The following is a 10,333-nucleotide window of genomic DNA, read 5'->3' on the forward strand; positions in this document are numbered from 1 at the left end:
GCATCCCTTTATTTTCAACGATTTAACAAAATTACAAGCATATCAACAAAATAATGGTGGCGCCATGGCTTTTTTCGCAATATGACGGAGGGGGTCATGCAGCAACGCTTCAGTGCAATTTGACTTGCGGCGTGCTGCGCTTGATCAGGAAGCGCGCCAGCGCCAGCACGCCGGTCCGCACATGACCGGGCACGGCCGCGTGATGCATCAGGTGCAGGCTCACGTGCATCCTGCGCGCAAAGAAGCCTTCGACGAACCAGCTCAAGCCTTTTAGCGAACCCATCAGACTGCCGATGGTGGTGGTCTGGCCGGGCGACACCAGCGAGCCGTCATCCTTGTGCTCGTACGGTTTGCTTTGCGGTGTCTTGTCAGGCTGTTGGCACAGGAGGAGCGCTTTCTACCGTTGGCAGAAATGAACTCGCAGGGATGCCATTACCCGTTATTTGTTGCGCGAGCGGCGGCGTTTCGCCGCACCGGGCAGCGCAATGCCGGCGCCCAGCATCAGCCAGGTTTGCGGTTCCGGAACCGCGCTGATGGCAAATTTGGTCTCGGGCGTAAAGTGATGGCTATAGACCGCGCCACCGGACGACGACCAATCGTTTTCGTAAATGGTAGGGAAGTAGCGGCCAGGGATGAACGTACGGCTCGTGTTGAACCACCCGTCGCCCCAAACCCCGTATTCCGCCGAATCGTAGGCGTCGAACTTCAACGGCGAACCGGGTGTGAACGAAAAATTGCGAAGCATACATTGGCGAACGCCTGTGCAGTTCATGAAGGACTCACCGTCAATGGTAAAGGAGCTCACTTCAGTACCGGAAAAAATCCCGTTGTGATCGAGGTCCTCCGCGTAGAAGCGCCCCTGGAGCACCTGGTTCGGATCGAAGGTGCCATACTGTGGCGCGCGACGCGTTTCGGTAGCGTAGGAAGGCAGAAATCCCGTCTACGTCCAGTCGAAGCCCTGCACCGCGGCCTGGCTCGACATCGCACACCCGATCAAACCCAAAGCGCATATCAGTTTCTTCATCACCGTTGTAGCTTCCATTTAAGCTATTTAACAGTGTTGTCATCGTATCAATGAAATAAGATTTCAACAATAACAAAAAGGCACTTTCAGGAAGGTACAAACAGGCTAAGAAAAAAGGCTTGACCTTCAGTGCAGCTTGACCTGAGGCGTGCTGCGCTTGATCAGGAAGCGCGCCAGCGCCAGCACGCCGGTCCGCACATGACCGAGCACGGCTGCGTGATGCATCAGGTGCAGGCTCACGTACATCATGCGCGCAAAAAAGCCTTCGACGAACCAGCTCAAGCCCTTGAGCGAGCCCATCAGACTGCCCACGGTGGTGGTCTGGCCGAACGACACCAGCGAGCCGTAATCCTTGTACTCGTAGGGCTTCGTTTGCGGCGCCTTGCCGGCCTGCTGGCGCAGGAAAGTCGCGATCAGATAGTCGGCCTGCTGGTGCGCGGCCTGGGCGCGCGGCGGCACCAGCTTGCCCTCGGCATCGACGCAGGCGGCGCAATCGCCCATGGCGTAGATACCGGGCGCATCCTTGACGCGCAAGTAGCCGTCGACGTCGATCTGGCCGCCCTTCGCCAGCGGCAAGCCGAGCGTGGCCAGGAATTCCGGCGCGCGGATGCCGGCCGCCCACACGCACAGGTCGGACGGGTACACATTGCCGTTCTTGTCGCTGACCTGGTCGGGCGCGATGCTCGTCACGCGGCACTCGTTGACCACCTTGATGCCGCGTTCGTGCAGCAGCTTGAGGGCCGCGTTCGACACCCTTTCCGGCAGCGGCGCGAGGATGCGCGGCGCGCCTTCGAGCAAGGTGATGCGCACGTCCTGCTGCGGTTTGAGGTGCTGAAAACCGTAGGTGGTGTACACCGCGCTCGCTTCGCGCAGCTCGGCCGCCAGTTCGACGCCGGTGGCGCCGCCGCCGATGATGACAATATCGACCCCGGCCGCCGGCTCGACTGCCTTGCGCGCATCGGCCCGGGCCAGCAGTTTGAGCAGTTGCAGGCGGAAGCGTTCGGCGTCTTCGGTCGCGTTCAGGGAAATCGTGTATTCCTTGGCGCCCGGCACGCCGAAATAATTGGAGGTGCTGCCGACGGCAATCACCAGCGAGCCGAACTCGAGCGTGCGCTCGGGCAAGACCTCCTCGTCCTGGGGCGTGCGGATGGGGCCGATGGTCAGGCGCCGTGCCGCGGCATCGAGTCCGGTCAGGGCGCCGTAGACGAAGCTGAAGCCGTTATCGTGGGCCAGCATCTGGTAGGACAAGCCTTCCTGGTGGATATCGAGGGTGCCGGCGGCGACTTCATGCAGCGACGGTTTCCAGATGTGCGACAAGCGACTATCGACGAGAAACACCTTGGACGGGCCCAGCTTGCGGCCCAGTTTGCTGGCCAGTTCCAAGCCGCCAGCCCCACCACCGACAATCACAATTTCGCCGCGCAAGAGTATCTCCCTGAATTATTTGACAACGCCAGTCTACTGCGATCCGGGAAATTGCGCCCACGCTGTACAGGCGGGCACTGGCGCGCCGCTTGGCAAGCGTCAGTTTTTATCGCGCCCGTGACCATTGCCATGGCCATGTCCGTTGCCATGACCTTTTCCATGGCCGCGCTCCTTGTCATGATCGCGGTCCTTGCGGTCGTGACGATCGCGCCCGTCTTCGCGGTCGCGTCCATGGTGCTTGTCACGCCCGCCGCCGCGCATCTCGCGGTAACGCGGCGCATAGGTATTGGTGTACCAGTCGTCGCGCACGAAATACACCTGGCGCCCGCACGCGTCGTAGCGCGCGCAATGCTTGCTCCATTTTTTCATGTGCCCAGGCGGCACCCGCAGATACATCGGCTCCGGCGCCACGCGCACATGCCGTTCGACCAGCACCGGCTGCGTATAGACCACGGGCGGGCGGCCGAAGTCGCCCAGCTCGATGCGTCCGTAGTACGCCGGTTGTCCGATATGGATGCTGACATTGGTCTGGGCCTGCCCGGACAGGCTCGCGCCCAGCAGGACGGCGGCGATGATCACGCTTTTCATGGTTGCCTCGCAAAGAAAGTCAACGCGCCCGGCAGGCGCGCCGTCAGCCGCCGGCGCCACGCGCCTTGCTGCTCACATCCATAAGTTTAACAAAAGCAACAGCCAGGTCGGTACGCAAACGCACACAGCCTGGCTCACATGGCGCGGAACAAGGCCATGAACGGCTGGCTCACGGCCAGCGTCTCGGGCCGGGTGCGCAGGCGCAGCACCCCGCGTCCGGTGTCGTCGCGCGCCACCGAAGCGATCGCCTTGAGGTTGACGATGGTCGAGCGGTGAATCTGGCGGAACATGGCCGGATCGAGCACCTCGAGCAGTTCGCGGATGGGTTTGCGCAGCAGCGACTCGCCCTGGGCCGTCATCACCACCGTGTACTTGCTGTCGGCCTGAAAATACGCGACATCCTCGACCATGATCAAGCGCGTTTCCGTTCCCGCGCTGGCGGTCAGCCACACCAGCGGTTCCGGCCGGGCCGGCTGCGGCAGCTCGCGCCCCAGCTGGCGCAGCAGGGCCGCCAGCATGCCGGCGTCCGGGGTGCCGCTGGCCAGGCGCGCCTTCACCCGCTGCACCGTGGCGGCCAGGCGCGCCGGCGCCACCGGCTTGAGCAGGTAATCGACCGCACCGCGCTCGAACGCATCGATCGCATACTGGTCGTAGGCGGTCACGAACACCACTTGCGTGGCCGGGCTGACCTCGGCCAGCGCGGCGGCCACGTCCAGCCCGCTCAGCCCGGGCATGCGGATGTCGAGGAATGCCACCTGCGGCTGGTGCGCGGCAATCGCTTCGAGCGCGCTGCCGCCATCGTCGCAGGCGGCCACGATGCGCAACTCCGCCCAGGCGCTGGCGAGCAGCTGCACCAGCGCATCGCGCAGCAGCGGCTCATCTTCGGCAATGACGCAATCAACCATGCAGCTTCTCCTCCACCAGTGCCGTGCCTGCGGCGCGATACGGCACGCTGATCGTCGCCGCCACCCCGCACGGATAGTTCGACACGATGGTAAAGCCCGCGCCGCTGCCGTACGCCAGGCGCAGCCGCTCGCGCACATTGCGCAGGCCGATCCCGGTGCCGCCCCCTTCGGCCGAAAAGCCGCGTCCATCGTCGGCCACCGTCAGCGCCAGCGCGCCGTCGTGCACGCGCGCGATGATCCACACCGTGCCGCCGCCCGGTTTCGGCTCCAGCCCGTGCTTGATGGCGTTTTCGACCAGGGTCTGCAGCATCATGGCGGGAAACGGCGCCCCGTGCAATTGCGCCGCCACCTCGACCTGCAGGCGCAGGCGCGGCCCCATGCGGATGGCCAGGATGTCGAGATAGGCGCGCACGCGCTCGAGTTCATGACCCAGGGTCGCGAGCGCATCGTCGGTGCGCGGCAGCGAGTTGCGCAGGTAGGTGATCAGGTTACCCAGCATCTCGTCGGCGCGCGCCGGATCGCTGCGGGTCAGCAATTGCGCATTGGCCAGGGTGTTGTAGAGAAAATGCGGTTCGACCTGCGCATGCAGCAAGGAAAGCTTGGCGACGGTCAGCTCCTTCTCGGTCGCCGTCTGGATCGCCGCCGCCTGCTCGCTGCGGCGCCGCTCGGCCACCCGGCGCGCCACGGCGCGGCCGATGGCGTCCGCATTTTCGAGGTTGGCGCCGGCGTCGAGCAGGAACCAGTCGGTCCAGGCCCAGCGTTCCGGTTCGCAGATCAGGGTCACGCTGCCGGCATCGCCATTCGGCGTGACGGTGACGATGACCTGGTTGCCGCTCGGCCCGGTGTGGCCGGTCATCTGAAACAGCAAGCCGCCGCGGTAAGGATGCAGATAACGGATCTTGGCGCGCACCTGCAGGCTGTCGCGCGCGCTGTCGACCTGCTCGGCGCCGGGCAATTCGCGGATGGCGGCATCGATGATGTCGAACGTCTCGCCGGCCTCGAACGGCACTTCGATCTGGCGCCGCTGGCGGCTGGCCAGGGTGCCGGGATTGACCTCGCCGGTGAGCAGGCGCACCCGCCGCACATGCGAAAACGCGGTCACCGCGGCAAACCCTGCCGCGCCCAGCACCAGCAGCACCAGGGCGCCGCCGCTGTCGCGGTCGTGCAGCAGCGTTTGCCCCACCGTGATCGCCAATATCGTATTGGCGATGGTCCACGCCAGGGTCACGCGGAAGATAAAAAAGAAACTCGTCATGATCAGCAATTCCAGTCAGGGAGGGGTGAAACGACTATAGCAAGCACTCCCTGGCGGGCGGGACCGAATCCGACGAAACCGCGCCGGCGCCGACGAACGCCCGCTTTGCGTCTCCATTTGCCAGTGTTTGCGGAACGCAAGATAGCACACCCGACAAGCTTGTCTCAAGCCGCCCTATCTGTGCCACCCGCGCCACCACCGCGCGGCAATTGCGCAACATCGGCAAGCCAATCGGCACAGCGCTTTAGATCCATATCAAGCTTTGCTCCAAGGCGCTGCGGGCGCTGTTTTTCCATGAAAAATCGCAGGTACTATTCCCTTGCAGAAAGAGCTTCTGCAAAGAAAAACCCCAACCGAAGAAACTAAGGAGCTGGAATGAACACAACGATCAAGCAGCAGCGCACCCTGTCGACCCTGGCCGTACTCGCCGTCATCGCCGCCGGCCTGGGCCTGGGCGCGCCAGCGTACGCCGCGCAAGCGACGGCCACCGCCGGCGGCACCGTGGTCACCCCGATCGCCATCGTGGTCGGCACCAACCTGGCGTTCGGCACCTTTGCCGCCGCGGCCGGCGGCACCATCACCGTCAGCACCAGCGGCGTGCGCGCCGTCAGCGGCGTGGTGGCGATGGGCGCGGCGGCCACCTCGGCGGCCAAGTTCGACATCACGGGCGAGCCGGGCAGCACCTACGCCATCACCCATTCGGGCACGGCGGTACTGACCAACACCGGTGGCGGCGGCGAAACGATGGCGCTGGCCAAATTCAGCGACCTGACCGGCGCCAACGCCACCTCCGGCGATGTGTCCACCGGCACCCTGTCCGCCGGCGGCACCCAGTCGCTGTATGTGGGCGGCACCCTGACCGTGGCCGCCAACCAGGCTCCTGGCACCTATGCCGGCAACGTCATCGCCACCGTTGAATACAACTGACGCGCGTTTGCGCTGCCGCCGCTTGCTGCGGCGCAGCGGCACGCTCGGCGTGGTTGCCTGCCTGCTGGCAGCCACGCCGGCGCGCGCCCAGCTGAAGGCGGTAGCCGCCGGCGACCTCGCCTTCGGCCGCTTCGCCGCCGTTTCCACCGGCTTCGTCAGCGTCGGCACAACCGGGGCAAGATCGTCCGGCGGCGGCGTGGTGCTGCTCACGTCGGCGGGCGCGCCGGCCAGGTTCACCATCAGCGACAAAAAGCCGGCCAATGCCAACCTGGTCTACATCGTCAGCCTGCCGGCCAGCGCCAGCATCAGCAACGGCGCCTCAAGCATGACCCTGACCAATTTCGTCAGCTCCCCGGCCGGCGCCGGCGTGCTCTCCGGCGGCACCCAGGTGCTCGCGGTCGGCGCCACGCTGCAGGTGGCGGCGGGCCAGAGACGCGGCAACTACAGCGGCAACTTCAACATCACCATCGAATATCAATAGCCGATCATCATCCTGCGAGGCCCATCATGCTCTCCACCTTCTCCTTCACGCGCGCCTGGCGCCTGCTCGCGGCAGCCGTCCTGATGGCCGCCCTGCCCCTGCAGGCGCTGGCCGGCCTGATGCTCAATCCGACCCGCGTGGTGTTCGTCAAGAACCAGCGCGCCGCCCAGGTCGAACTGATCAACAGCGACAGCACGCCCGCCACCTACCGTATCAGCCTGGTCAACCGGCGCATGACGGAGAACGGCGAATTCACCGGCGCCGACACGGCCGGACCGGACGACCGCTTCGCCGATACGATGCTCAGCTTCTCGCCGCGCCAGGTCACCCTGCTGCCCGGCACCGCGCAAGTGGTGCGCGTCATGCTGCGCAAACCGGCCACCCTGGCCGCCGGCGAATACCGCTCGCACCTGCACTTCGAAAAACTGGCCGACACCGGCGCCGCCAGCAGCGTGGAAACGCAAGCAGCCAACGCGCAGCAGATCGGAGTGGTCCTCAACACCCTGATCGGCGCCTCGATTCCCGTCATCGTGCGGCACCAGACCGAGGGTGCCAGCGTGACCCTGAGCGCGCTCGACGTGCAGCGCGGCGCCAAGGGTGCGCAGCTATCGTTCCAGATCGCGCGCAGCGGCGACAGCTCGGTGTACGGCGACGTCAGCGCCACCTTCGTGCCGCAGGGCGGTTCCGAGCACGTGCTGGCCAAGGCCGCCGGCGTGGCCATCTACACCCCCAACCCCATGCGCCGCGCCAGCCTGAATTTGACCATGCCGCCCGGCGTGACGCTGGCGCGCGGCACCCTGCACCTGCGCTTTCGCGAGCGCGCCGAAGCCGGCGGCGCCGTACTGGCCGAAGCCACGCTCGCCCTGCCCTGACCGGATGCGGCCGAGCGCGTCGCCATGCGCCCCCACCGCCTGCGTCGGCGCACCTGCCAGCGCTGCATGCTGTTGTTGCTGCTATTGCTGCCCGTGCTGGCACTACCGGCGCCCGCGCGCGCGGGCGCCGCCGACGGGCCCGACCTGGTGCTCGAAGTGCGGCTCGGCGAGCATCTGGTGTCCGACGCGCTGGGCGCCTACCAGCATGGCGACGACGTCTACCTGCCGCTCGGCGAACTGGCGCGCATGCTCACCATTGCGATCCGCACCGAGCCGGCCGAGGGCCTGGCCAGCGGCTACATCCTCGACGAACAGCGCGGCTTCCGGCTCGACCTGGCGCAGCGCCTCGTGATCGAAGGCGAGCGGCGCGCCACGTTCGATCCGGCGCGGGTAAAACGCCAGGCTGACGACCTGTACGTCGCCAGCCGCCTGCTGGCCCGATGGCTGCCGGTCGACCTCGACATCGACATGGCCAGCCTGGTGCTGCGCGTGCGTGCGCGCGAAAAACTGCCGCTGCAGGCGCGCCTGGAACGCCAGTCGCGCGGCGGCACGGCGCAGCACCATGACGGCGGCCCGGCGCCCGTCTACGCCCGCCTCGACACCCCCTACGCGCTGGCCGGCATGCCCTTCATCGACCAGACCGTGGCCCTCGACGCGCGCCGCCGCGGCACCACGCTCGACTACACCGCCTACCTCACGGCCGACCTGGCGGGCATGGAGGCCGCGCTCTACCTCAACGCCGGCAAGGCCGCCGGCGGTGCCACCGGGCGCCTGACCCTGGCCCGCAACGATCCGGACGCCGGCCTGCTCGGTCCCCTGCGCGCGCGCGCCCTGCAAATCGGCAGCGTGCTTGCGCCGGGCGTGGGCGACATCGCGCTGGCCAGCACCAACGGCACCGGCGTCGCCGTCTCCAACCGCGCGCTCGGCCAGCCGGCGCGCACCGACCGCCATACGCTGCAGGGCGATCTGCCGCCCGGCTGGGATGTGGAGCTGTACTTCAACGACGCGCTGATCGGCTTCCAGCAGGCGCGCCCCGATGGCCGCTACCGCTTCGACGACCAGCCGCTGATCTACGGCAGCAACGAATTCCGCCTGGTGTTCCACGGCCCGCTGGGGCAATTGCGGATTGAGCGCCACAGCTTCCTGATCGACCAGGCCGTGCTGGCCCCGGGCGCCGTCGCCTACAGCGCCAGCCTCCAGGGCGACCAGCACGGCGGCGCGCGTGCGCTGATCCAGGCCGAAGTGGGCCTGGCGTCCCAGCTCAGCGCCAGCGGCGGCGTGGTACGCCTGGCGCTGGACGGCCAGGACAAGCGCTACGCCAACCTCGGCCTGCACGGCTACTGGCGCGCACTGCTGGTCGACGCCGCCCTGGCGCGCGCAAACGACGGCGGCAAGCTGGCCCGCATCGGCCTCAAGACCCGGATCGGCGGCATGGCGTTGGGCGCCAGCCATGCGCGCCTGGACGGCTTTGTCAGCGAACTGTTTTTGCCGGGAGCCGACCCGCTGCGCAGGCGCGACGAACTGCGCCTGGACGGGCTGCTGCCCGGCGGCGGCCCCGTGCCCATGCCGCTGTCGCTGCAGGTGCGGCGCGAGCGGGTGGCGTCCGGCGCCACCCGGCACGAAGCCGGCGCGCGCCTGTCGGCCTACCGCCAAGGCACGGCGGTCAGCGCCGGCGCGCTGTGGCGCGAAGTGGACGGCGTGCGCCGCGCCGACGGCAGCGTGCAAGCGAGCCGGCGCGTGGCCGGCATTGGCGTGAGCGGGCAGCTGCAAGTGGCGATCGTGCCCGACGCCGCCGTCTCGGCGCTGGCGCTGGCGGCCGACAAATTCGTCGGCGACGGCTACCTCCTCAACGCCGCCGTCACCCGCACCTTCGCCGACCGGGAACTGCGCTGGGGCGCATCCCTCAACAAAGGCGTCGGCAGCGTCGGCGTCGGCCTGAACGCGTTCTACACCAGCCGCGGCGACTACGGCGGCGGAGTGCAGCTGTTCATGGCGATCGGCCAGGAACCGAGGAGCGGGCGCTGGCTGCACGACGCCGTGCCGATGGCGGCCACCGGCGCGGCGTCGGTGCGCGTCTTCCTCGACAAGAACCGCAATGGCGTGATGGACGGCGACGACGAGCCGATCAAGGGAGCCGGCTTCGCCGTCAATGGCGGCACCCACCTGGCGCGCAGCGGCGCCGACGGCGTGGTCTACCTCAACCGCCTGCCGGCGCACCAGCACGTCGCCATCGCGGTCGATCCCGCCACCTTGGAAGACCCGCAATGGCAGGCGCGCGAACCGGGGCGGCGGCTGGTGCCGCGCCCGGGCAAGGTCACCCGGCTGGAAATCGCGATCGGCATCACCGGCGAAATCGACGGCACCACCTATCTGATGGGTACGGGAGGCAAGCGCGGGATGGGCGACTTCGAGCTCGAACTGCTCGACCGGCGCGGCACGATCGTCGGCAAGACCACCAGCACGGCCGACGGCTACTACGTGCTGGGCGGCGTGGCGCCGGGCGACTACCTGCTGCGCCTTGCCCCGGCCCAACTGGCCAGGCTTGGGCTGCAAGACAGCGGCATGCACCTGATCACCATCGACGCCGCCGGCAGCATCGTCAACGGCAAAGACTTCCACGTCACCAAATAATGCTCAACCGGGGTCAGACCTCCGGCTCGAAACATTTCCTCTCCCCCAAACCGGGGTCAGAGCTTTAATTAGCAACATTTAACAAAAAACGCGCAAAACAATATCAATCCGGCTGTTTCCTTCTGACGAACCAGCGCTCCCGATGTCCGCCAGGCGGACGGGCGATGGCGCACAAGCCGGCCTCGGTCAGGCCAGCCTCGCCAGATTTAACAATGTTTCGAGTCA

The 10,333-nt window shown here is 66.9% G+C and carries 10 protein-coding genes; 4 read left to right on the forward strand and 6 right to left on the reverse strand.

Annotated features, from left to right (window positions below; genetic code table 11):
- Nucleotides 1-109: 109 nt before the first annotated feature.
- The 6 genes from RBA40_RS19550 to RBA40_RS19575 form a co-directional block, all read right to left on the reverse strand.
- On the reverse strand, nucleotides 110-319 hold the full coding sequence (locus tag RBA40_RS19550) for a hypothetical protein (RefSeq protein WP_374710520.1): 210 nt from the start codon (nucleotides 317-319) through the stop codon (nucleotides 110-112).
- 120 nt (nucleotides 320-439) lie between these two features.
- Complete coding sequence (locus RBA40_RS19555) at nucleotides 440-868, reverse strand: PEP-CTERM sorting domain-containing protein (protein WP_306649430.1); 429 nt, start codon at nucleotides 866-868, stop codon at nucleotides 440-442.
- Nucleotides 869-1,150: 282 nt separating this feature from the next.
- Nucleotides 1,151-2,449, reverse strand: coding sequence for an NAD(P)/FAD-dependent oxidoreductase (locus tag RBA40_RS19560; protein ID WP_306649431.1), 1,299 nt, complete (start codon nucleotides 2,447-2,449; stop codon nucleotides 1,151-1,153).
- A 99-nt stretch (nucleotides 2,450-2,548) separates the two neighbouring features.
- Complete coding sequence (locus RBA40_RS19565) at nucleotides 2,549-3,037, reverse strand: hypothetical protein (protein WP_306649432.1); 489 nt, start codon at nucleotides 3,035-3,037, stop codon at nucleotides 2,549-2,551.
- Nucleotides 3,038-3,171: 134 nt separating this feature from the next.
- The gene (locus RBA40_RS19570; RefSeq protein WP_306649433.1) at nucleotides 3,172-3,942 is read right to left on the reverse strand and encodes a LytR/AlgR family response regulator transcription factor; all 771 of its coding nucleotides are present in this window, start codon (nucleotides 3,940-3,942) and stop codon (nucleotides 3,172-3,174) included.
- Nucleotides 3,935-5,197 carry a histidine kinase gene (locus RBA40_RS19575; RefSeq protein ID WP_306649434.1) on the reverse strand — a complete coding sequence of 421 codons (1,263 nt, stop codon included), beginning with the start codon at nucleotides 5,195-5,197 and terminating at the stop codon, nucleotides 3,935-3,937. The genes RBA40_RS19570 and RBA40_RS19575 overlap by 8 nt, the downstream gene beginning before the upstream one ends.
- A 375-nt stretch (nucleotides 5,198-5,572) precedes the next feature.
- On the opposite strand from RBA40_RS19575, the gene RBA40_RS19580 reads away from it, so the two are divergent.
- From RBA40_RS19580 to RBA40_RS19595, 4 genes are read left to right on the forward strand one after another with little or no spacing between them, the layout of a single operon-like run.
- Nucleotides 5,573-6,124: a DUF4402 domain-containing protein gene (locus tag RBA40_RS19580; protein ID WP_306649435.1), complete on the forward strand. Its 552-nt coding sequence runs from the start codon at nucleotides 5,573-5,575 to the stop codon at nucleotides 6,122-6,124.
- Nucleotides 6,111-6,605 carry a DUF4402 domain-containing protein gene (locus RBA40_RS19585; protein WP_306649436.1) on the forward strand — a complete coding sequence of 165 codons (495 nt, stop codon included), beginning with the start codon at nucleotides 6,111-6,113 and terminating at the stop codon, nucleotides 6,603-6,605. The genes RBA40_RS19580 and RBA40_RS19585 overlap by 14 nt, the downstream gene beginning before the upstream one ends.
- Before the next feature lie 26 nt (nucleotides 6,606-6,631).
- Entirely contained in the window at nucleotides 6,632-7,477 is an 846-nt protein-coding gene (locus tag RBA40_RS19590) for a fimbrial biogenesis chaperone (RefSeq protein WP_306649437.1), read from the forward strand.
- Between the two features lie 24 nt (nucleotides 7,478-7,501).
- Nucleotides 7,502-10,108, forward strand: coding sequence for a hypothetical protein (locus tag RBA40_RS19595; protein ID WP_306649438.1), 2,607 nt, complete (start codon nucleotides 7,502-7,504; stop codon nucleotides 10,106-10,108).
- Nucleotides 10,109-10,333: the final 225 nt, after the last annotated feature.

This window comes from Massilia pseudoviolaceinigra, from assembly GCF_030846505.1.
In the GTDB taxonomy this organism is placed as follows: domain Bacteria; phylum Pseudomonadota; class Gammaproteobacteria; order Burkholderiales; family Burkholderiaceae_D; genus Telluria_A; species Telluria_A violaceinigra.

Bases quoted from the DNA above. Each gene is read 5' to 3' on its own strand.
- RBA40_RS19580 (WP_306649435.1), top strand. From the start codon at position 5,573: ATGAACACAACGATCAAGCAGCAGCGCACCCTGTCGACCCTGGCCGTA.
- RBA40_RS19570 (WP_306649433.1), bottom strand. From the start codon at position 3,942: ATGGTTGATTGCGTCATTGCCGAAGATGAGCCGCTGCTGCGCGATGCG.
- RBA40_RS19595 (WP_306649438.1), top strand. From the start codon at position 7,502: ATGCGCCCCCACCGCCTGCGTCGGCGCACCTGCCAGCGCTGCATGCTG.
- RBA40_RS19575 (WP_306649434.1), bottom strand. From the start codon at position 5,197: ATGACGAGTTTCTTTTTTATCTTCCGCGTGACCCTGGCGTGGACCATC.
- RBA40_RS19565 (WP_306649432.1), bottom strand. From the start codon at position 3,037: ATGAAAAGCGTGATCATCGCCGCCGTCCTGCTGGGCGCGAGCCTGTCC.
- RBA40_RS19590 (WP_306649437.1), top strand. From the start codon at position 6,632: ATGCTCTCCACCTTCTCCTTCACGCGCGCCTGGCGCCTGCTCGCGGCA.